This is a genomic window from Actinoplanes lutulentus, assembly GCF_003259845.1.
GTDB classification, from domain to species: domain Bacteria; phylum Actinomycetota; class Actinomycetes; order Mycobacteriales; family Micromonosporaceae; genus Actinoplanes; species Actinoplanes lutulentus.
Map to the genome: position 1 here is coordinate 48,407 of NZ_QLMJ01000028.1, position 20,084 is coordinate 68,490.

A 20,084-nucleotide genomic window follows, 5' to 3' on the forward strand; every position below is an offset into this window, starting at 1 on the left:
CCCACCACGACGGAGAGACCCGGTCATGAGCCATTTCCAAGCCCTTGATCCCCGCGCCGGCCGTACCGTGTCGTTGCCTGTCGCCGGAGCCGCCGGCTGGACCGACGTCGATGTCCGCGCCGTCGACACTGCCCGGTTGCTCGCCGCCGACGCGGTGCAGAAGGCCGGCAACGGCCATCCCGGCACCGCGATGAGCCTGGCGCCGCTGGCATATCTGCTGTTCCAGAACGTGATGCGGCACGACCCGGCCGACGACCAGTGGCTCGGCCGGGACCGGTTCGTGCTGTCCTGCGGGCACTCCAGCCTGACCCTCTACGTTCAGCTCTACCTCAGCGGTTACGGCCTGGAGCTCAGCGACCTGCGAGCGTTGCGGACCTGGGGATCGGCGACGCCCGGCCATCCCGAGTTCCGGCACACCCGGGGCGTGGAGATCACCACCGGGCCGCTCGGCCAGGGCCTCGCCAGCGCCGTCGGCATGGCGCTCGCGGCACGCCGCGAGCGCGGCCTGCTCGACCCGGACGCCGCTCCCGGTCAGAGCCCGTTCGACCACCATGTGTACGTGGTCGCCTCCGACGGTGACCTGATGGAGGGCGTTACGGCGGAGGCGAGTTCCCTCGCGGGGCACCAGCAGCTGGGCAACCTGGTGCTGTTCTACGACTCCAACCACATCTCGATCGAGGACGACACCGGCATCGCGTTCAGCGAGGACGTCGCCGCGCGGTACGCCGCCTATGGGTGGCACGTGCAGACCGTCGACTGGACCAGCACCGGAGCCTACGTCGAGGACATCGACGCGCTGCTCGCCGCGACCGAGGCCGCGAAGGCGGACACCGGGCGGCCGTCGCTGATCCTGTTGCGGACGATCATCGGCTGGCCGGCGCCGACCAAGCAGAACACCGGCAAGGCGCACGGGTCCGCCCTCGGCGCCGACGAGATCGCCGCCACCAAGCAGCTGCTCGGCTTCGACCCGGAGGCCGCCTTCGCCGTGCCGGAGGAGGTGCTCGCGCACACCCGGGAGGCCGGGGCGCGTGCTTCGGGCGTACACAAGCAGTGGGATCTGGAATTTGAGGCCTGGCGCACCGCGAACCCGGACCGGGCCGCCCTGCTGGACCGGCTTCAGACGCGGGCTCTGCCCGCGGGGTGGGAGAAAGCGCTGCCCAGCTTCGAGCCGGACCCGAAGGGGATGGCGACGCGGGCGGCGTCCGGGAAGATCCTCAGCGCGCTCGCGGCGGTCCTGCCGGAGCTGTGGGGTGGCTCGGCGGATCTCGCGGAGAGCAACAACACGACCATGGCGGGGGAGCCGTCGTTCATTCCCGCCGACCGGCAGACCAAGGACTGGTCCGGCGGTCCCTATGGGCGGACCCTGCACTTCGGGATCCGGGAGCACGCGATGGGTTCGATCCTGAACGGGATCGCGCTGCAAAGCCTGACCCGGCCCTATGGCGGCACGTTCCTGGTGTTCAGCGACTACATGCGACCGGCCGTGCGGCTGGCGGCGCTGATGCAGCTGCCGGCGACCTACGTCTGGACACACGACTCGATCGGTCTCGGCGAGGACGGGCCCACCCATCAGCCTGTCGAACATCTGGCCGCGTTGCGGGCCATCCCGGGTCTGGACGTGGTCCGCCCGGGTGACGCCAACGAGACCGCGGTCTGCTGGCGCACCATCCTGGAGCATCACGACAGGCCTGCCGGCCTCGTCCTGACCAGGCAAAATCTTCCAGTTCTCGATCGAGGCCAGGATGGGTACGCCTCAGCGGAAGGCGCGGCCCGTGGTGGGTACGTGCTGGCCGGTGGCGTGGAAGTGCCCGAGGTCATCGTGATCGCCACGGGTTCCGAGGTGCAGATCGCCCTGGACGCCCGCGACCTGCTCGTCGACGAGGGCATATCGGTTCGCGTGGTGTCGCTGCCGTGTCTGGAGTGGTTCGCCGGGCAGCCGCTGGAGTACCGCGACGAGGTGCTGCCGCCGGCCGTGCGCGCCCGGGTCAGTGTCGAGGCCGGGATCGGCCAGGGCTGGCGGGAGATCGTCGGCGATGCCGGGCGGATCGTCAGCCTCGAACATTTCGGTGCCTCCGCCGATTACCAGCGGCTGTACCAGGAGTTCGGCATCACCGCCGCAGCCGTCGCGGACGCCGCCCGGGCCAGCATCGCGGGCGCCGCCGGGCCGATCCGTCCCGGTGGGCACCAGCAGACCAGTTCTCCGACCACCGGCGGAACCGGCGATCACCCCGCACCGCGTTAGGCGGTCTCGTTTCTTGTGGGTGACAAGGCGCCTCTGCGGGAACGGTTACCTATATGCTTGGGGACGCGGTGGTTTGTCCACCGTCCTGCTGCCCCAGACCACTGGTAGCGCTTTCGAGTTCGCGCTAGGTGTGTCATGTCCGGGGGAGCAGTGCTGCCTTTCCGTGGCTTGTCGCGCCGTATGCGGCCGTCCAGTTCCGCTTTCGCGGCTGGCCGGGTGACGCCCTGGAAAGGCTCTTTCATGTCATCACAGTTCTCAGGCACGACGATGCTGCGCGACGCGGTGTCCGTGACGGTCGGCGCCGGGGCCGCGGCGCCGTCGGTCGCCGAGATCGCGGTGCACGGCTCGTGGTCGATTCGTCTGGGTCTGGAGGTCACTGCCGCGCTGCGCGACTGTTTCGCCAGCCGGCCCAGTGTCGTCATCGCCGACCTGCACGCGTTGGCGGACGATGACGCTGCCAGCCTGCCGTTGTGGCTGGCGGCGCGGCGTGCCGCCAACGTGCTCCGGCCGCCGGCCCGGCTGGTCCTGTGCCTACCGGCGGAGACGGTTCTGAGGACCCGGTTGCAGCGCATCGGTGCGGGCCGGCTGCCGCTGTATTCCTCGATGGCCGAGGCCCGCGCGGCCGCGGATCCGCCCGCCGGTTGAAGGTCTGAGCAACTCACCTTGCTGTCACAGGGGGGATCGCGGTGACCTCGCCGGATGAGATGGGCGGACTCCCGTCCTTGGTGACGCGGTTGCGGGCCGCGGGCGGCACTGCTGCGCTCTGCAGCCGCTGCCACGAGCGGATCCCCTCGGTCTCCGGGGTCGGGCTGACGGTCTTCGTCTCGCGCGCCCGGCGTTTTGTGCTGGGCACGTCCGGACTGCTCATCGACCGTGTCGAGGACCTGCAGATCCGGCTCGACGAAGGGCCCTGCGTGGAGGCTTTCACGAGCCGGCAACCAGTGCTGGTGGAGCATCTCGCCGACCAGGATGCCCGCCAGCGATGGCCGCGGTTCGCTGACGAGGCACTGCGTGCCGGGGTGGCGGCGGTGTTCACCTTTCCGGTCCTCGCCGAGGATCAGCCTGTCGCCGTGCTTGATCTGTGCCGCAGCAGCCCCGGACCGCTGCCCGGCACCGCGTACGCCCAGGCCACGACCTTCGCGGCCGCTGCCTCCACGCTCCTGGTCGACGATCTGAACGGCGGCGCCAGCGCCGGCGCGACGGTTTCCCTGTCCGCCGCCCGCGTTCAGCAGGCGACCGGGATGGTGATGGGCCAGGCCACGACCGGTGCCGCCGACGCCCTGCACCAGTTGCGGGACCACGCCACGCACCGTGATGTCTCGCTGGCCGTCGTCGTCGACGAGGTCCTCGCCGGCATGCTGCGCTTCGACACTCCCCGCGCCTCATGACCGGCACCGGAGCACTGACCGGCAGGGCACCCCGCGAACAGCGGGTCGCCGAAGCATTCGTCTACCTGGCCGACACCCTCGTAGAGGACTTCGACCTGCCGGAATTCCTGCACGAACTCACCACGTACTGCATCGATCTGCTCGACGTGGACGGCGCCGGGGTGATGCTGGCCGACGAGGACGGCCGGATGCGGCTGCTCGCCTCCTCCGACGAGACGGCCCGCCTGCTGGAGCTCTTCGAGATCGACGGCGACCAAGGGCCGTGCCTCACCGCGTACCGCACCGGCGAGGCTGTCGAGCACTGCCACCTCGCGACCCATGACCCGCGATGGAGCCTGTTCGCCGCCCGCGCCCACCGCGACGGTTACCGGTCCGCCCACGCCACCCCGATGCGGTTACGCGGCCAGGTCATCGGCGTCGTCAACCTGTTCAGCCGCAGTCCTGATCCGCTCAGCAGCGCCCACCAGAAACTCGCCCGCGCCCTCGCCGACGTCGCCGCCATCGCGCTGCTGCAACACCGCGCCGTCAACATCCAGCGCACACTCGCCGAGCAGCTGCAGACCGCGTTCACCACCCGCCTCGACATCGAACAGGCGAAGGGCCTGCTCGCCGAACGCCACGGCATCGATCCGAACGAGGCCTTCCAGCGGATGCGCAGCCACGCTCGCAACACCAACCGCAAACTCTCCGAACTCGCCGTCGACATCACCTCGGGCACGGCCACCCTGCCCGACCCGGCCACACCAGCAGACCGGCGCCGCGACCGGCAATGATCGCCTGCTGCTGTTGGGCAGCGGGTCCATCGTGGTCAGCATGGCCGGTTGCGCGATCGCCGGCCTGCTCGTCGCGGTGTTCGCGAGCCGGGCTCTGCCCCGGTGAGCGGTCTTCGCCGGGTCGTCACGCCATGAAATTCGTGCGGACTACCTATTGACCATGACTGCTGGAACACAGATTCTGATGCGGCGGCAGCGGAGAGTGATCCTCTTCGGACCGCTTGCCGTATTCCCTGCTGAACCCTTCCTGAGCGGCATCGACCCGACTGTGTGAACGAGCACACAAAGTCGGAAGAGGAGCTGAACGCGTGCCCGCGAACGAGACGCCCGCGCCGTCGCCGCGCCGCCGAACCGGCGGCACGATCCGCGGCCGCATCGCGCGGACCCTGGCCCTGCCGGTGGCCGTCATCCTCGTGCTGCTCGGCGTCATCGCGGCCGGCGAGATCGACAACTACCGCGCGGCCGCACAGACCGACCGCGCCGTCACCCTCGACCTCGCGGTGCTCGACCTGGTGGACGGCCTGCAGACCGAGCGCGGCCTCGCGGTCGGCCTGCTCGGCGGCACCCGGGAGTTCCGCGCCGAACTCGCCCCGGCCCGCCAGGCCGTCGACCAGCAGCGCGCGGTCGTCGGCAACCTGATCGAGCGGGACGGCGAGGTCGAGGACCGGGTCGCGGCGGTGATGGCCCAGCTCGGCGACCTCACCACGGTCCGCGCCGGGACCGACACCGGCACCGGCGCGCCGGCCGACACGGCCGGCTTCTACACCGCCGTGATCGGTCGCCTGATCAACATCGAGTTCGGACTCGACGCGGTCGACGACAATGAGCTGCGCCGCAACTACGCCACGCTCAGCATGTACAGCGTGGCCAAGGAGTCCGCCGCGCAGGAACGGATGCTGCTCTACGGCGTCTTCGCCGCCGGCCGGTTCAGCCCCGCCCAGTTCGTCCAGTTCGTCTCCGCGAAATCAGCGCGCGACTCCGCGATCCTGGCCTTCAACCAGTACGGCAACCCGGCCGCGGTGCAGGCCCAGAACCTGGTTCTGAGCACACCGGACGGCAAGAAGGTCGTCGCGATGGAGAACACCGCGCTGGCCGCCGGCGACGGCCGCAAGCTGAAAGTCAGCCCCAGCGTCTACTGGTCGGCGTCCGCCACGGTGCTCGCCGACCTGCTCCAGGCGGGCAAGTGGATGGGCAGCGTCGCGCAGCAGAACGCCGCCAAGATCAAGGATCAGGCGACGCAGCGGCTCGGTGTACTGGCCGCCGTCATGGCGCTGTGCGTCGCCGGCGCGATCTACCTGGCCCTCGCGGCGTCGCGCCGGCTGGCCCGGCCGCTCGCCGCCCTGGCCGAGGAGGCCGGCCGGATCAGCGCCGCGTCACTGCCCGAGGCGGTGAACCGCGCCATGGCCGGTGACCGCGACATCCGTCCTCCGCCGGTCCGGGTCATCCCGGGAGCCAGCGTCGAGGTGCGCCAGGTCGCCGAGGCGTTCGAACAGGTGCAGGAGACCGCGTATACCCTGGCCACCGCACAGGCCCGGCTGCGGCACGCGACCGCCGAGTCGCTCGCCGACCTCGGCCACCGCAATCAGGGCCTGCTACGCCGGCAGCTCGGGTTCATCACCCAGCTGGAGAGCGAGGAGTCCACCCCCGCCGGATTGGCCAACCTCTTCGAGCTCGACCATCTGGCAACCCGCATGCGACGGTACGCCGAAAGCCTGCTCGTCCTGGTCGGAGCGGCCAGCCCGCGGCAGTGGACGGAGCCGATGCCGATCGTCGACGTCGTCCGCGCCGCGATCAGCGAGGTCGAGGAGTACCGCCGGGTGACGCTGCGCCGGGTCGACGACGTGCTGATCAACGGGTCGATGGTGGGCACCGTCGCGCACATGCTCGCCGAACTGATCGAGAACGGTCTGGTCTTCTCACCGCCCGACGTGGACGTGGAGGTACACGGCCGGATGGTCGGCGACCACTATCTCATCGCGGTCATCGACTCGGGCATCGGCATGAACCCGCAGGAGATGGAGATCGCCAATCAGCGACTGCGGGGCGAGGGCGACTTCGTCACCGCGCCGGCCCGCTTCCTCGGCCACTTCGTGGTGGGCCGCCTCGCCGCCGAGATCGGTGTCCAGGTGCAGCTCACGCCGTCGCCGGTCACCGGGGTCACGGCCCGGCTGGCGCTGCCGGCCGGAGTCCTCGCCGGTCGCGATCCGATCACCGAGCCTGCCGCACCTGCCGGATCAGCGCGGCCTGCCGCATCAGCGCGGCCTGCCGCATCGCCGCAGCTTTCCGTATCGCCCCAGCTTTCCGCGTCGCCGTGGGCGGAGGCCGTGCCCCTGCGGTCCGACACCATCGAGTACGTGGTCGTGTCCGACGACGCCGACGAGAGCTCCACCAGAGATCTCCGGCAGCTCACCTCGTTGCCGGGCGGGTCCGAGCACACCCCCAACGGGCTGCGCCGGCGCCGGCCGCAGAAGAAGCGGGCCGACAGCCCGCAACCGGCTCCGGCGCAGAGCCAGCCGCGGTCGGCAGTCATCGCCGACTCGCCGGAGGCGGTCCGTGACCGGCTCTCCGCGTTCCGTGCGGGCATGTTGCGCGCCGGCGTAGACGACACAGGGCGGCCGTGACCCGCCCGATGAACAGCAACGGGGAAAAGAAATCATGAGCGTTGACACTTCGGCAGCCCACCAGCAGTTCAACTGGCTGCTCGGCAACTTCGTCCAGCGAACCGACGGCGTCCGTGACGCGGTGGCGGTCTCCTCGGACGGCCTGCTGATCGCCGGCTCCGACGGGCTGAGCCGCGCCGAGGCCGACCAGCTCGCCGCGATCGTGTCGAGCCTGGCCAGCCTGGCCCGCAGCGCCTCACGACGCTACGACTTCGACGGCCTGAAGATCATCATGATCGAGATGAAGCGCGGGTACCTGCTGGTCTCGCAGATCTCCGGCGGCAGCGTCCTCGGCGTCGTCGCCGGCAGCGAGTGCGACCTGGGCCTGGTCGCCTACGACATCTCCATGCTGGCCGAACGCTTCGGCACCCTGCTCACGCCCGCACTGATCGCCGAGTCCCGGCAGCATCTGCCTCGATGACCGACGAAAGGTGGCCGCACCCAGGACCCCTTTATGACAAGAACAAAGACCCTTTGGTACGCCCATTCATGCTCACCGGCGGCCGGACGAGGCCGGGGCACGACGGGCTGCGCGTCGAAACCCCACTGGCGGCCGTCCCGGCAGCGCTCTCGGCACCGCTGCGGTTCGAGGCCCGCCGGATCGTCGAGCTGTGCCAGCGGCCGCATTCCCTGGCCGACCTCGCCGCGGCGCTCAAAGCACCCCTCGGCGTGGTCCGCGTCATCGTCGGTGACCTGCTCACCGACGGCCACCTGCGCATCGAGGAGCAGCCCGACGTGCTCTCCATCGACCTGATCGAAAGGATCCGGGATCGTGTCCGCGCCCTCTGACACGGCGGCACCGCCGATCGCTGTGAAGATCGTGATAAGCGGTGGTTTCGGGGTGGGCAAGACGACGTTCGTCGGCTCCATCTCCGAGATCGAACCTCTGATCACCGAAGCCGAGATGACCGAGCGATCGCTGGGCCTGGACGACACGTCGGCCGTACCCGGCAAGACCACCACGACGGTGGCGCTCGACTTCGGCCGCATCACCCTCGACGACACCCTGCTGCTCTATCTGTTCGGAACCCCCGGACAGGACCGGTTCTCGTTCCTCTGGGACGACCTGGTCGACGGGGCACTCGGCGCGATCGTGCTGGTCGACACCCGCCGGATCGAGGATTCGTTCCCCGCGATCAGCTATTTCGAGGAGAACGAGATCCCGTTCATCGTCGGTGTCAACCGGTTCGCCGGAGGCCTGCGCTTCGACCTGGCCGAAGTCCGCGACGCCCTCGGCATCGACGACATCGTGCCGATCGTCGAGTGCGACGCCCGGCGGCGGGAATCGGTGAAGGACGTGCTGGTCGCGCTAACCGAGGAGATCCTGATCAGGCGGAGCAGACCGCACCACTGACGGATTCGCCGGCCGCGAATAACGCTTTCCGGCCGGCGCTTTTTGATTCCGTACCATCGGGCAGTTTTTCTTTCCTCTGTTTTAAGTGGCTTTCCGGCGCGGCGGATCTTGCTTACCCTTTCGGCGGTCGTCCTTTTCTGGACCGTTCCTGGGGGAGTGAGCTGTGCCGTCTTCCGCGTCCCGGCGGGGTTTTGCCGTCGCTGCCGCCGGTGTCGCCGTCGTCCTGATCGCCGGCACGGCGGTGTGGGTGAGCAGGGCGGATGCACCGGCGCCGCAGGGTGTGAGCGTGGCCCGGCCGTTGCCGGCGACCGCAGCCGCTTCCCCGGCGGCCTCGGTAATGCCGTCGATTTCCGCGGCGGCTTCGGCATCGTCTTTGGCTTCGTCCCCACCCGCTGCCGTCGCCGAAACGGGCTGGATTCCCGTTGACGACGCCGCTTGGGACGCGCAGGTCGCTGCTTTCCGGAGCACCAAGGCCGACCCCGCCGGCGACGCCGGGAATCTGCCGGAATTCCGGGCCGACTGCCAATACAGCCACCGTCTTCCCGACGACCCGATCGTCGCGCCGGGGCTGCCGGGCGCCTCACACATGCACTCGTTCGTCGGCAACAAAGCCGTCGACGCGGACACGACCGCCGGCGACCTGATGAAATTCACCGCCACCACCTGCGAACCGGCCGTCGACCATTCCGCTTATTGGGTGCCGACGCTGTACGAGGCGGACACCAAGAAGCCGGTCGAGACCACCGGTTTCCGGGTCTACTACCGGTCGATCCGCGACAATTCGACCGGCATCATGCCGACGCCCAGCGGTCTGCGAATGATCGCCGGCGACGCCAAGAAACGGGTACCGACCCCGCGCGGCGCACAGGGCCAGTTCTACTGCGCTTTCTACGGCCCCGGCGACGTCGACGGTTACGCACGCAGCGACAACGGCAACTGGCCGATCTGCGCAAAACCGGCGAGCCTGCATTTCATGCTGCAATTCCCGGACTGCTGGGACGGCAAGCATCTGGACAGCCCCAACCACAAAGACCACGTCGCCTTCGGTACGAACGAGCGCTGCCCGGCCGCCCATCCCGTGCGAATCCCAGCGGTCACTTTCGACATCGCGTACGGCGCCACCGGTTCGAAAGCCGGCTATTACCTGTCGTCCGACCCGACCGGCAAGAGCGCCTCCTCGATGCACGGCGACGCATTCCTGATGTGGAAGACCGCCGCGATGAACCAGCGGGTGCGCAACTGCATCGCCCAGCGCCGAACCTGCGACAACGACGGCTACGACCCGTTCTCGTACTGAAATGCGCCGTTGAACTTTCGTGATCCTGCGTCCGCGAGGGCGGGGGACTCGCGACGATGGGTTCATGGGCCGGACTCTGCGCGTCATCAGCCGTGTCGCCGTGGTGGGCGTTCTCGGCGCGGCGGCGCTATGGGCGTTCGGCGTGGTCCCGGCCTCGCTGATGCGGACCGGCCCTCTGGAAGGGCCCAGTCGCACAGCGCTGCGGCTGCCGCTGCTGGCCCGCGACACCGGCGCGCTGTGGGGCCGGCTTGTCCTGCGCAACCCCACCGAGCACGACATCCACCTGCGCGACGTGAGTTTCGCGAGCAACCCGCAGCAGCTCGTGCCCGTCGTCGAGCCGTACGTCTGGGACGAGAGCCGGGCCGACGTGATCCGGGCCGCCGAGATCAGCTGGCAGCTGCCGATTCCGCACAGCTGGAACGTCGCCGAGCTGCATCCGGCGCAGGGCTACACGATTCGCCCGCAGGACGGCGACGACAGCGTCGAGGTGGTGTTCGAACTGCCGAAACCCGAGGCCGCCGCGACGATCGACGGGGTGACCGTGCGGTACCGCAGCCTCGGCATCACCTACCAGCGCACGTTCGACCTCGCGGTCGTCATCTGCCCACCGGCGGACTGGAAGCCGTGCCAGTGACCCGGGCGGCCAGGAACTTCGGGGCCATCTCGCAATAGCTGTCGGTGATCAGTTCGGCGATCTCGGTCCAGTCGGTGTGGTCGCCGAGGATGACCGCGGCGACGTTGGTGCCCCACGGCGCCTGGAAGAACGGGAACCTGGCGACGGCCACGCCCAGCATGTCCTCGATCGGCACCCGGAACGTCATCACGGCCGGCATCTCGCCGTCGGTCACGTGCTCGGCGTAGGCCGGGAAACGATCCGGGTCCGGCACATAGACGTGCGCGACGGTCCGGCTGCGGATCCGCCAGCGCACGCCGATCCACGCCGGTTCCTCGTAGATGTCGGGCAATCCGCGGCAGATCGGTCGCAGTCGCTCCAGGATCTGTGGTGGCACGTCTCCGGGACCGGACATGCGCCTGACGATAACCCGGATCACCGCTGCGCGGATGCCGGCTCCCGGTGCGTCATCGAAGGAGCGGTGCCGGGTGCCGGCAGCGTCAGTACGAAAATAGAGCCGCGCCGCGGCGCCGGGCGATAGTGGACGTCGCCACCGTTGGCCCGGGCCAGTTCCCGCACGATGTACAGGCCCAGCCCGGTCCCGGCGACCGTGCCGGCGGTCGGCTCGGCACGGGCGAAACGGTCGAAGAGCTGGTCGCGGAACTCGGCCGGAACCCCACTGCCCTCGTCATGGACCTCGATGGCCACGACAGCGGAGGCGGCACCGGCGATAACCGCGGTGGCGCCGCCGCCGTACTTGGTCGCGTTGGTCAGCAGGTTGGTCAGGATGTGGTCGAGGTGTCCCGGCTGGACCATCGCGATCAGGTCCGGCGGGCAGGTCACCGCCACCGCCGCGGTCGCGGTGACCGCGAGGGCCGCCTGGATGTGGTCGGACACGCTGACCGGGCGTGGCGACGCGGTGAGCCGGCCGGCGTCGATGCTGACCAGCGCGAGAACCTCGTGGACGATCGTGTTGAGCCGCTGCGCGTTGCGGTGGATCTTGCTGAACAGGTCCCGGATCGGCGCGGGCATGTCGTCGGTCAGCGCCAGGTCGACGTACCCCAGGATCATCGCGAGCGGGTTGTTGATCTCGTGGCCGAGCATGCCGATGAGGTCGGCCTTGAGCCGGTTCGCGGCCTCCAGCTCACGGTTCGTGGCGGCCAGGTCGGCAGTGCGAGCCCGGACCGTGTTCTCCAGGGAGTCGTAGAGCAGCGCGTTGTCCAGGGAGACGGCGAGCTGCCCGGCGACCAGCTTCACGGTCTCCAGGCGGTCGGTGGAGAAGACGCCGGGCTGGCGGTGGTTCTCCAGCACCAGGATCGAGTCGGCGGCGCTGCGGCTGGGAATCGGCACGACCAGCAGCGAGCAGGCTTCCAGCCCGGCGAGGTACGGATCCCGGCCGAACCGGTCGTCGTGGATCGCGTCGGCGACCAGCAGTGGCTCCCGGGTCCGTAGCGCGTACCGGACCGCGGACATCGGCAGCCGGCCCTCGGTGACGACCGGCTCGGTGATCCCGGCGTCGCCGCCGGCGATCGCGGAGACGTACCAGTGCTCGTCCTCCCGGTGCCGGAACGCCAGCCGCACGTCGGTGGCCCCGGTCATCGCGCTGAGCGCCTCACCGACGGCGGCCTGCAACCCGGTCACGGTGGTCTGCGAGCTCAATGCCTGGGAGGCGCGCAGGATCGCCAGCAGGTCGACCTGGTGGACGTGGCTGTCGGAGCCGGCCGTGGTGACGGCGTGCAGGAACGGGTGCCGGTCCTGCATCTGCTCCACCTTGCCGGTGGCGCCCCACCGCAGGTACGCGTCGCGGGCCTCGGTCAGCAGGCTGTGCGCGGTGTGCGTCAGGCCCTGGCTCAGGTGGAAGTTCCCGGCACGTTCGGCGAGCAGGGCCCGGTGCCACGGCCGCCCGGTCACCTCGTGCAGGCCGGCGTCGAACTCCCTGGTCGCGGTGGCCGCATCACCGAGCGCCCAGGCCCGGTCGGCGTCGACCAGGTGCAGCAGTGGCCCGAAGTTACGCGGCGCGTCAGCGGCCCGGCGGGCAAGCCAATCCCGAGCCCCGGTGAACTCCGGCGAATCATCACAGCCGGCCCGGAGCCGCCCGCTCAGACTCAGACATCGCAGCACCCGGGCCTGCGCCGACACATACAGCCCCCGAGCCGCCCGGACATGCGCCATCGCCCCCGCCGAGTGCACCTCCAACCCCTCGGCGTCCTCGAAGATCAGCGCGGCCAGCCCTCGGTTGGTGTGGTACGTCGCGAGCCCCGGCTCGTACCCCGAAATCGCCGCGAGATGGGCGGCCGCGTCGAAGTCCGGCCCCGCGGCCTGCCCGCGCAGTGCCCGCAGCAACTGCCGATACTCGATCATCGTGGTCGCGGCGTACCGGCTGCCGGTCCGCTCGGCGAACGCCAGCGCCGGCGGGATCTCGTCGGCGCACACCTCCAGGGAGTCGGCGCTCTCCAGCAGGATGGTCAGCAGCCGGGTCGACAGGAAACTCGCCACCTGCACGTCCCCGGCCGCGATCAGGTCGTCGTGAGCCTGCTGGAACGTCTCAGCGATCTCCTCCAGGGGTTCGAACCAGTGCGCGGCCAGGCACAGATGCATGTACTGGGCGACGGCCGTATCGGCGGCGAAGCCCCGTTCCCGGCCGACGGCCAGGACGTGCCGGCCGAGCTGGTACCCGGTGCGATAGTCGTCGTGCTGGTCGATGGTCACGCAGATGGCCGCGCCCACCGAACCGACCAGCGGCGGGCACACGCCGTGGCGTACCCACAGCCGATGTGCCTGCAGCACCGCCCAGGAATGCAGCGGCGGGTCCAGCAGGAACGCCGGCGGCAGCATCCGGTGGATGAGCCGCCCGGCCGCCGCGATGCCCGGGTCCGTCGTCTCCGTGTCCGGCAGCGGCTCGGCCCGCGCATACAGTGAAGCGGTCGCCGACGCGATCTCCGCGTCCAGGTCCTGCGGCAGGTCGATGCCGAAGCGGTGCAGCACCTCGAGACCCAGGTCGATGGCGGCGCGGGCGAGTCCTCGCTGGGTGAGGCTGTTGAGCTGGGTGGCCGTGGCGGTGGCCAGGGTGACCGGGTCGGGTGAGCGGCCGACCAGATCCTGATAGACCCGGTCGGCCTCATCGAGCCGTCCGGTGCAGTACAGCGCGAAATGCCGATCCAGAGCGACGGCGTCCAGGGAAGAACCGTCGGACAGCAGCGAAGCGGCCGCGAGCAACTCCTCCGCCACCGTGTAGTTCGTCAGCTGGCTGGTACGCCGACCGGCGGCATGCAACAGCCCCGCCGCGACCTGCCGTTCCGCCGGTGTCGTGATCAGCTCGGTGACCGCGAGGAACTGCTCGGCCGCCTCCTGCTGAAACTCGTCGCTGCCGGCGAGCCGCCGCGCCATCGACAGCTGAAGCTGAGCACGTGAGGCGTCATCCATGAGGTGGTACGCGCCCCGATGAATCAGATCGTGCCGGAAGCGGATGGCGCCGGCGACGACCATGCCCTCGGTCACCGCCGGGGCCAGCCGGTAACCGATCTCCTCCTCCGGCAGCCCGGTCGCGGTGGCCAGCAACGCCGGGCGCACGTCACCACCGAGACAGGCCAGCGCGGCCAGCAACAGCCGGCTCTGCTCCGGCTGCTGGTCGAGTCGCGCGGCCAGCAGCTGCGGGACACGATGCCGGGCGGCAAAGGCCTGGGCTTCAGCACGATCCCAGCGCCACCCGTCCTCGGCGAGCACCAGCAGCCCTTCGCCGCGCAGCGCGTTGAGGACCTCCACCGTGGCGTACGGGTTACCGCCGCTGCTCACCGCGATCAGGTCCGCGAGTTCGGTCACCGACTCCGCCGGCATCCGCAGGACCGCCCCGATCAGCTCGGCCTGACCGGCCCGGTTCAGGCCGTCCAGGCGTACGCAAGGGGTGGCTTTTCCGTCTTTCTCCCAGCGTGCGGCGAGTGCCGAGAGCGGATGGGTGGCATCGACCTCCTCGTCGCGGTAGATGCCGACCAGCAGCAGCCCGGGAGTAGGGCCGGCGGTGACGAACGCGTCCATGATGCGCAGCGCGGCGCTGCTGGCCCACTGCAGGTCGTCGACGACGAGCACCGTCGGGTGGTGCGCGGCGACCGCCCGGAGCATGGCCACCGCCGATCCGCTGAGCCGCGCCTGGCTCGCGCGAGGGTCGGTGGGCCCGCCGAGCGCGTCCGGTCCGAGGAACGCCGCCATCTCCGGGATCACGCCGGCCATCATCGTGGCGTTGGGGCCGAGGGCTGCCAGCAGGCGCCGGCGGTCGGCGGTGGCGCCCGGCTCCGGTTCGGCGAGCAGGAGCCGGACCAGGCCGCGGACCGCGCGGGTGATGCCGCCCGAGCCGGTGCCGGTGCGGAACTGGTCGTATTTACCGGCCGAGAACCAGCCACCCCGCGCGGTGATCATCGGCCGCAGCATCTGGGTCAGCGTGCTCTTGCCGATCCCCGGCGCCCCGGCGATCAGCAGCGCCGGTCCGCCGCCGGACCGCGCCTGGTCCAGGGCGGCGGTCAGCAGGCGGATCTCCGGGTGGCGGCCGACCAGCCGGGCCGGGGGAGCGAGGTACGCGGAGAAGTCCCGCTCGCCCAGGCGCCACCCGTCGCCCTGCCGGGCCAGGTCGTGGGCCAGCCCGTCGGCGCTCTGGTACCGCCGGTCCGGATCCTTCTCCAGCAGCCGCATCAGGATCTCGCCCAGCCGGCCCGGCAGCACCGGCGGCACCGGCGTCTCGACCAGGGTCGCCCGGATCAGCTCTAGCGGATCGTCACCCGGGAACGGCGGATTCCCGGTGGCCAGCGTGTAGAAGGTGGCGCCCAGCCCGTACAGATCGGAGCGCTGGTCGACGGCGAGCCGGATCCGGCCGGTCTGCTCCGGCGCGAGATATCCGAGCGTGCCGACCGGCCCGTCGGAGGCGTCACCCCGCGCCGATCCGATCACCGCGAGGTCGTAATCGATCAGGATCGGCCGGCCGTCGGCGGTCAGCACCAGATTGGCGGGCGTGATGTCGCGGTGCAGCACACCGGCCCGGTGGATCGCGGCGACGGTGTCGGTGACCGCTCGAAACACCGCGAGGAGGTGGTCCACCGGAAAACCGATCGGTCGCGCGCCGTCATCCTCCAGGACCAGCATGCGCCGGGGCTGACGGTCCACGAGCCGGGGCACCCCGCGAACGCCGGCGAGGTGGCGCAACACGTCACGTTCGTGCTCGATGCGCCGTACCGTCCCCGCACCGGTGGCTCGCTTGCGGATCACGCCGGCGAGGTCATCCGTCCCGGTTCGGCGGACGACCTCGGTGCGGTCGCTGCGATACAGGACCTCCTCGCCCATGCTTCGGATCATGCCACTTTAAGCACGACTTAATGTAGCATTGTCGGTTATGTCGCGCTCGCGGCTGCGGCCGCCGGGAAACGAGCGCCGGTCAGGTCCTCCGAGATCGCCCACATCCGCGCGGCCTCCTCCTCGCTGCGCAGCCGCGAATACATCGCCTGCTCAGCGGGCGCGCCGGACAGATTCCCCAGACCGCTCGGACCGTACAGACGCCCACCGCTCGCCTCGTCGGACGTGGCGGCGAGCAGGGCCGGGAGCAGGGCGGTGTCGACCGTACCGACAAGAATTCCGCGGCGCGAGAGCGCCCGGATGACCCGGACCGCGACGGTATCCTTCGCCCGGCCCACCTCCGGCCGCGCGGCCAGCAGACTCGTCGGCACCACCCCCGGGTGCGAGATGTTGCTGCTGATGCCCCAGCCTCCGGATCGGCTCCGCCGATCCAGTTCAAGACCGAACAGACCAAACGAGATCTTCGACTGACTGTACGCACGACGCCCGTGATACGACCGTTCCCAGTTCAGATCGTCCCAGTTGATCGCGTTCTCGTTCGCCGCGACGCTGATCTGCGAGGTGACCCGTGCGTGTCCCGCCCGCAGCAACGGCAGCAGGTGCGCGACCAGCGCGAAGTGCCCCAGATGGTTGCTGCCGAACTGCAGCTCGAACCCGTCCGCGGTGACCTGCCGCTGCGGCGGCGTCATCACCCCGGCGTTGTTGATCAGGAGATGAATCGGCCGGCCCTCCGCCCGCAGCGTCTCGCCGAGAGCGGCGACCGAGCTCAGCGACGACAGGTCCATGTCCCGCAGCGACACGGTGGCTCCCGGGACCTGCCGCAGGATCCTCTCGATCGCGGCCGCACCCTTGCCGCGGTTCCGGACTGGCATCACGACCTCGGCGCCGGCCTCGGCGAGCCGGGCCGCCAGACCCAGCCCGACGCCGTCGCTGGCCCCGGTGACGACGGCGAGTTTGCCGGTGAGATCCATTTTCTGCTCCTCGGTTCGTGCTGGCTGATGTGCCTCCAGCGTGAGCCCGATCCGCCCGGCCAGCCACGGCCTGCCGATCCCAGGCTGCGGTCGTCATAGGGGGATCAACAGGCCGAGGCTAAGGGTTCGGTGCCGGTGATAGAACTCAAGTCAGCCGCACCACCAGGGGAGGAACAGCCGTGATCGATCGAGCCGGACTCGCCGAGTTCCTGCGCCGGCGCCGGGAGTCCCTGCAACCCGAGGACGTCGGCCTCCCGCGCGGACAACGCCGCCGAACCTCCGGCCTGCGCCGCGAGGAAGTCGCCATGCTCTGCCACATCTCCGCCGACTACTACAGCCGCCTCGAACGCGAACGCGGCCCGCACCCCTCCGACCAGATGATCGCCTCCATCGCCCAGGGCCTGCACCTCTCCCTGGCCGAACGCGACCACCTGTTCCGCCTCGCCGGCCACCAGCCACCCCTGCGCGGCGCCGCCGGCGACCACATCAGCCCCGGCATGCTGCGCATCTTCGACCGCCTCACCGACACCCCCGCCGAAATCGTCACCGAACTCGGCGAAACCCTGCGCCAGACCCCACTCGGCGTCGCCCTCACCGGCGACAACACCCGATACACCGGCCCCGACCGCAGCATCGGCTACCGCTGGTTCACCGACCCGGCCACCCGCGCCCTCTACCACCCCGACGACCACCCGCTGCACTCGCGCGTCTTCGCCGCCGGCCTGCGCGAGACGGTCACCCGCCGCGGCCCAAACTCTTGGGCCGCAAACCTCCAAAGCCTTCTGTACGCCCAAAGCCAGGAATTCCGTGCCGTCTGGGACGACCACGAGGTGGGAGTCGGCTTCAACGAGTTCAAACGGTTCCTCCACCCGGAGCTGGGCCCGATCGACCTGACCTGCCAGGCCCTGCACGACCCGGCGACCTCGCAGGCTCTGCTGGTCTACACCGCGACTCCGGGCAGCGAGAGCCACGAGAAGCTGCAACTGCTCGCCGTCATCGGCGACCAATTAAATAGCTTTGACGCGCCGCCGGCCTCTCCCCATAATTAGCCAAGTGATCGAGAGGAACCACTCGATCACCGGAAAAAGTGATTGCAGCATCCCGCACCGACATCTACTATCTGCACTACAAGACTTACCGACGAAGGAGCTTCTGATGCGCCGCTGGCACACCGACACGGACCCGCAGCATGTGCTGCTGGGCTCGCTGTCCTATGCCGTCGGCAGTCCTGAAGAGCAGGTCAGCATCAATAAGCCCAGTCCGGGGAGAGGCGCCTAGCGCCCGCAGAAGCGCACAGCGCCGAAGCCGCCTCCCCGACAGGGAAGGCGGCTTCTTCCATTTCACCGGCAATTCCCCATAGGGGCGTGGCGCAATTCGGTAGCGCAGCGGCCTCCAAATCCGAAGGTTGCAGGTTCGAATCCTGTCGCCCCTGCTTTTCGTCCCCCTTTACCAAAAGGGCATGGACTCGTCACTTGAGAACTCAACAGTGGAAATGGCATGAGAAACCCCGCCGGCAGACCGCCGGCGGGGGATCGGCCAGGCCGGGCCGGGCTGATGTGCCCGGCCTGGCCGGCACGCACGACAAGGACCCGTGGAGCAGCGGAACGCTCGCCAGCCCCTCACGTTGGAGACGCCGGTTCGAATCCGGTCGGGTCTACGCAATCTCGTCATCCGTCCGGCCCGGCTCTTGATCACGATGGGAGGTGAGCCCTGATGACGGACGTCCTGGTGCTCAACGCCGACGAAATGCCCCTTCAACGGGTGAGCCTGCGCCACGCGATCCGGATGCTCGTCCGGCAGGTCGCCGAAGTCGCCGAGGCACAACCCGACAAGCTCATCGGCGTCTACCCGATGCCGACCGCCGTCCGGCTCGTCCGATACGTCGTCACCCGCTGGCGGCACGCCCGGACCGGCCCGGCCTGGTCCAAGCAGGGCGTCCTCAAGCGCGACAACCGCCGGTGCGCGTACTGCGCCGGCCGCGCCGACACCGTCGACCACATCCTGCCGGTCTCCCGCGCCGGCCGGAACACGTGGGCCAACACCGTCGCCGCCTGCTCGCCCTGCAACCAACGCAAAGCGGACCGCACCCCGGATGAAGCCCGGATGCGGCTCCTGGTCCAACCGGCAACCCCAGCCTGGGCAACCCTCGCCCACCGCTGATCAGATCCGGTCGGACGGTCCCTCGTGGTCTAGTCGGTAAGACGCTTGATTCTGGATCAAGAGTGCTGGGTTCGAATCCTGGCGAGGGAGCGCACATCAGCGATGCCGGCGAAGCTCCCGTGGGGGAGCGCCCGACTTGTAATCGGGACCCGGTCGGTTCGACTCCGACCGTCGGCTCACGCGCTCGTGGCCCAACTGGCAGAGGCACACGGTTCAGGACCGTGACGGTGAGGGTTCGAATCCCTCCGAGCGTACGCACGAAAATGCCGCCGTAGCTCAGGGGAAGAGTATCCGACTGTCGATCGGAGGGCGCGGGTTCGAGTCCCGCCGGTGGCGCGCAGCAGCACGTTTGGAGCCGTGGCAGAGAGGCCTAATGCGCCGTGTTGCTAACACGGAGTGGTCACCACCACCGGAGGTTCGAATCCTCCCGGCTCCGCGCCGTCGTAGCTCAGCCGGTCAGAGCACAGAGCTGATAACTCTGAGGTCAGCGGTTCGATTCCGTTCGACGGCACGTAACACCATGCCCCCGTGGCGCAGCGGATAGCGCACCTGATTACGGATCAGGAAGTCGCAGGTTCGAATCCTGCCGGGGGCACTCGCGCGCACCACATCAGGGGTTGGAGGTCGGTGGTGCGGATGCGAATTCGGGATGTGGCGCAGATGGAAGCGCGCCGGTTTTGGGAACCGGAGGCCGGGAGTTCGAGTCTCCCCATCCCGACGAAACAAGGATTGGATGGGCCAGCCGACAGATGGCGACGGCCGCGGTCTCGAAAACCGTTGGGGCTCACGCCCGTGCGAGTTCGACCCTCGCCCCATCCGCCAAGCGCCGCTAGCTCAATGGGTAGAGCAGCTGACTCTTAATCAGCGAGTTCGGGGTTCGAGTCCCCGGCGGCGTACTTGCGGATTGGCGCAGTCAGGAAGCGCGCCGGGCTCATAACCCGGAGGTCACCCGTTCGAATCGGGTATCCGCTCCCGTCCGGCTAGCTCAGCTGGTCAGAGCACCGCCTCGACACGGCGGGGGCCGCTGGTTCGAATCCAGCGCCGGACACGCGTGGAGCCGTCGACTAAACGGTCAGGTCACCGTCCTTTCAAGTCGGAAGGTGCGGGTTCGAATCCCGTCGGCTCTACCTTTCCCTCGTAGCTCAATCGGCAGCAGCGCCCGGCTGTTAACCGGGACATCCCGGTTCGAGTCCGGGCGAGGGAGCTCCAGGAAAGACACACCCGGCTAGCTCAGCGGTAGAGCGCCTCGTTCACACCGAGGAGGCCGGCGGTTCGAAACCGTCGCCGGGTAC

General features: G+C 69.5%; 16 protein-coding genes and 17 tRNA genes. 30 read left to right on the forward strand and 3 right to left on the reverse strand.

Translation table 11 applies throughout. The annotated features are described in order from the left end of the window. Nucleotides 1-25 precede the first annotated feature (25 nt). The 10 genes from tkt (at nucleotide 26) to B0I29_RS41695 (ending at nucleotide 10,348) form a co-directional block, all read left to right on the forward strand. Nucleotides 26-2,242 (forward strand): transketolase, encoded by a 2,217-nt coding sequence (gene tkt / locus B0I29_RS41650; protein WP_111654712.1) that lies wholly within the window; start codon nucleotides 26-28, stop codon nucleotides 2,240-2,242. A gap of 240 nt (nucleotides 2,243-2,482) precedes the next feature. Beyond that, complete coding sequence (locus B0I29_RS41655; RefSeq protein ID WP_146617065.1) at nucleotides 2,483-2,887, forward strand: hypothetical protein; 405 nt, start codon at nucleotides 2,483-2,485, stop codon at nucleotides 2,885-2,887. Nucleotides 2,888-2,928: 41 nt separating this feature from the next. After that, complete coding sequence (locus B0I29_RS41660) at nucleotides 2,929-3,630, forward strand: GAF and ANTAR domain-containing protein (protein ID WP_146617066.1); 702 nt, start codon at nucleotides 2,929-2,931, stop codon at nucleotides 3,628-3,630. Then, nucleotides 3,627-4,403 (forward strand): GAF and ANTAR domain-containing protein, encoded by a 777-nt coding sequence (locus tag B0I29_RS41665; protein WP_111654715.1) that lies wholly within the window; start codon nucleotides 3,627-3,629, stop codon nucleotides 4,401-4,403. The genes B0I29_RS41660 and B0I29_RS41665 overlap by 4 nt, the downstream gene beginning before the upstream one ends. Nucleotides 4,404-4,711: 308 nt before the next feature. Then, nucleotides 4,712-7,024 carry a sensor histidine kinase gene (locus tag B0I29_RS41670; RefSeq protein ID WP_111654716.1) on the forward strand — a complete coding sequence of 771 codons (2,313 nt, stop codon included), beginning with the start codon at nucleotides 4,712-4,714 and terminating at the stop codon, nucleotides 7,022-7,024. 34 nt (nucleotides 7,025-7,058) lie between these two features. Next, nucleotides 7,059-7,484 (forward strand): roadblock/LC7 domain-containing protein, encoded by a 426-nt coding sequence (locus tag B0I29_RS41675; RefSeq protein ID WP_111654717.1) that lies wholly within the window; start codon nucleotides 7,059-7,061, stop codon nucleotides 7,482-7,484. After that, nucleotides 7,481-7,852: a DUF742 domain-containing protein gene (locus B0I29_RS41680; RefSeq protein WP_111654718.1), complete on the forward strand. Its 372-nt coding sequence runs from the start codon at nucleotides 7,481-7,483 to the stop codon at nucleotides 7,850-7,852. The genes B0I29_RS41675 and B0I29_RS41680 overlap by 4 nt, the downstream gene beginning before the upstream one ends. Then, nucleotides 7,836-8,417, forward strand: a complete 582-nt coding sequence (locus B0I29_RS41685) for a GTP-binding protein (RefSeq protein WP_111654719.1) — start codon at nucleotides 7,836-7,838, stop codon at nucleotides 8,415-8,417. Before B0I29_RS41680 ends, B0I29_RS41685 begins: the two co-directional genes overlap by 17 nt. A gap of 163 nt (nucleotides 8,418-8,580) precedes the next feature. Further along, entirely contained in the window at nucleotides 8,581-9,714 is a 1,134-nt protein-coding gene (locus B0I29_RS41690; RefSeq protein WP_111654720.1) for a DUF1996 domain-containing protein, read from the forward strand. Nucleotides 9,715-9,778: 64 nt separating this feature from the next. Further along, entirely contained in the window at nucleotides 9,779-10,348 is a 570-nt protein-coding gene (locus tag B0I29_RS41695; RefSeq protein ID WP_111654721.1) for a hypothetical protein, read from the forward strand. Here the strand turns inward: B0I29_RS41695 and B0I29_RS41700 are convergent. From B0I29_RS41700 to B0I29_RS41710, 3 genes are read right to left on the reverse strand one after another with little or no spacing between them, the layout of a single operon-like run. Continuing rightward, entirely contained in the window at nucleotides 10,311-10,742 is a 432-nt protein-coding gene (locus tag B0I29_RS41700) for an MmcQ/YjbR family DNA-binding protein (RefSeq protein ID WP_111654722.1), read from the reverse strand. The two genes, B0I29_RS41695 and B0I29_RS41700, sit on opposite strands and share 38 nt — an antisense overlap. Before the next feature lie 20 nt (nucleotides 10,743-10,762). Continuing rightward, nucleotides 10,763-15,652: a sensor histidine kinase gene (locus B0I29_RS41705; protein WP_111654723.1), complete on the reverse strand. Its 4,890-nt coding sequence runs from the start codon at nucleotides 15,650-15,652 to the stop codon at nucleotides 10,763-10,765. A 47-nt stretch (nucleotides 15,653-15,699) separates the two neighbouring features. Beyond that, a complete protein-coding gene (locus tag B0I29_RS41710; protein WP_111654724.1) occupies nucleotides 15,700-16,632 on the reverse strand; it encodes an SDR family oxidoreductase in 933 nt (310 codons plus the stop codon). 179 nt (nucleotides 16,633-16,811) lie between these two features. Between B0I29_RS41710 and B0I29_RS41715 the strand changes: the two genes are divergently transcribed. The 20 genes from B0I29_RS41715 to B0I29_RS41800 all read left to right on the forward strand — a co-directional run bounded on the left by B0I29_RS41715 (nucleotide 16,812) and on the right by B0I29_RS41800 (nucleotide 20,083). Beyond that, entirely contained in the window at nucleotides 16,812-17,681 is an 870-nt protein-coding gene (locus tag B0I29_RS41715) for a helix-turn-helix transcriptional regulator (protein WP_111654725.1), read from the forward strand. Nucleotides 17,682-17,685: 4 nt separating this feature from the next. Next, nucleotides 17,686-17,910: a hypothetical protein gene (locus B0I29_RS45450; RefSeq protein ID WP_146617067.1), complete on the forward strand. Its 225-nt coding sequence runs from the start codon at nucleotides 17,686-17,688 to the stop codon at nucleotides 17,908-17,910. An 80-nt stretch (nucleotides 17,911-17,990) separates the two neighbouring features. Continuing rightward, nucleotides 17,991-18,064, forward strand: a tRNA-Trp gene (locus tag B0I29_RS41720). 153 nt (nucleotides 18,065-18,217) lie between these two features. Next, nucleotides 18,218-18,289: transfer RNA gene (locus B0I29_RS41725), tRNA-Glu, on the forward strand. A gap of 56 nt (nucleotides 18,290-18,345) precedes the next feature. Further along, complete coding sequence (locus B0I29_RS41730; protein WP_111654726.1) at nucleotides 18,346-18,792, forward strand: HNH endonuclease; 447 nt, start codon at nucleotides 18,346-18,348, stop codon at nucleotides 18,790-18,792. Between the two features lie 18 nt (nucleotides 18,793-18,810). Continuing rightward, nucleotides 18,811-18,882 (forward strand) — tRNA-Gln (locus B0I29_RS41735). A 14-nt stretch (nucleotides 18,883-18,896) separates the two neighbouring features. Then, nucleotides 18,897-18,969, forward strand: a tRNA-Thr gene (locus B0I29_RS41740). Between the two features lie 3 nt (nucleotides 18,970-18,972). Next, nucleotides 18,973-19,046: transfer RNA gene (locus B0I29_RS41745), tRNA-Leu, on the forward strand. An 11-nt stretch (nucleotides 19,047-19,057) separates the two neighbouring features. Continuing rightward, a tRNA-Asp gene (locus B0I29_RS41750) sits at nucleotides 19,058-19,128 on the forward strand. Nucleotides 19,129-19,143: 15 nt separating this feature from the next. Beyond that, nucleotides 19,144-19,228: transfer RNA gene (locus tag B0I29_RS41755), tRNA-Ser, on the forward strand. Nucleotide 19,229: 1 nt separating this feature from the next. Further along, nucleotides 19,230-19,303 (forward strand) — tRNA-Ile (locus B0I29_RS41760). 11 nt (nucleotides 19,304-19,314) lie between these two features. Beyond that, nucleotides 19,315-19,387: transfer RNA gene (locus B0I29_RS41765), tRNA-Arg, on the forward strand. 50 nt (nucleotides 19,388-19,437) lie between these two features. Continuing rightward, nucleotides 19,438-19,510, forward strand: a tRNA-Pro gene (locus B0I29_RS41770). A gap of 13 nt (nucleotides 19,511-19,523) precedes the next feature. Then, nucleotides 19,524-19,614: transfer RNA gene (locus B0I29_RS46180), tRNA-Ser, on the forward strand. A 1-nt stretch (nucleotide 19,615) separates the two neighbouring features. Next, nucleotides 19,616-19,688, forward strand: a tRNA-Lys gene (locus tag B0I29_RS41775). 2 nt (nucleotides 19,689-19,690) lie between these two features. Beyond that, nucleotides 19,691-19,764, forward strand: a tRNA-Met gene (locus tag B0I29_RS41780). Between the two features lie 2 nt (nucleotides 19,765-19,766). Next, nucleotides 19,767-19,840 (forward strand) — tRNA-Val (locus tag B0I29_RS41785). Between the two features lie 5 nt (nucleotides 19,841-19,845). Further along, nucleotides 19,846-19,919 (forward strand) — tRNA-Glu (locus tag B0I29_RS41790). A 4-nt stretch (nucleotides 19,920-19,923) separates the two neighbouring features. Then, nucleotides 19,924-19,996, forward strand: a tRNA-Asn gene (locus B0I29_RS41795). 15 nt (nucleotides 19,997-20,011) lie between these two features. After that, nucleotides 20,012-20,083, forward strand: a tRNA-Val gene (locus B0I29_RS41800). Nucleotide 20,084 lies beyond the last annotated feature (1 nt).

Excerpts from the sequence above, each read along its gene's own strand:
- tkt (WP_111654712.1), top strand. The coding sequence starts at position 26 with ATGAGCCATTTCCAAGCCCTTGATCCCCGCGCCGGCCGTACCGTGTCG.
- B0I29_RS41655 (WP_146617065.1), top strand. The coding sequence starts at position 2,483 with ATGTCATCACAGTTCTCAGGCACGACGATGCTGCGCGACGCGGTGTCC.
- B0I29_RS41665 (WP_111654715.1), top strand. The coding sequence starts at position 3,627 with ATGACCGGCACCGGAGCACTGACCGGCAGGGCACCCCGCGAACAGCGG.
- B0I29_RS41675 (WP_111654717.1), top strand. The coding sequence starts at position 7,059 with ATGAGCGTTGACACTTCGGCAGCCCACCAGCAGTTCAACTGGCTGCTC.
- B0I29_RS41680 (WP_111654718.1), top strand. The coding sequence starts at position 7,481 with ATGACCGACGAAAGGTGGCCGCACCCAGGACCCCTTTATGACAAGAAC.
- B0I29_RS41695 (WP_111654721.1), top strand. The coding sequence starts at position 9,779 with ATGGGCCGGACTCTGCGCGTCATCAGCCGTGTCGCCGTGGTGGGCGTT.
- B0I29_RS41700 (WP_111654722.1), bottom strand. The coding sequence starts at position 10,742 with ATGTCCGGTCCCGGAGACGTGCCACCACAGATCCTGGAGCGACTGCGA.
- B0I29_RS41705 (WP_111654723.1), bottom strand. The coding sequence starts at position 15,652 with ATGGGCGAGGAGGTCCTGTATCGCAGCGACCGCACCGAGGTCGTCCGC.
- B0I29_RS41710 (WP_111654724.1), bottom strand. The coding sequence starts at position 16,632 with ATGGATCTCACCGGCAAACTCGCCGTCGTCACCGGGGCCAGCGACGGC.
- B0I29_RS41730 (WP_111654726.1), top strand. The coding sequence starts at position 18,346 with ATGACGGACGTCCTGGTGCTCAACGCCGACGAAATGCCCCTTCAACGG.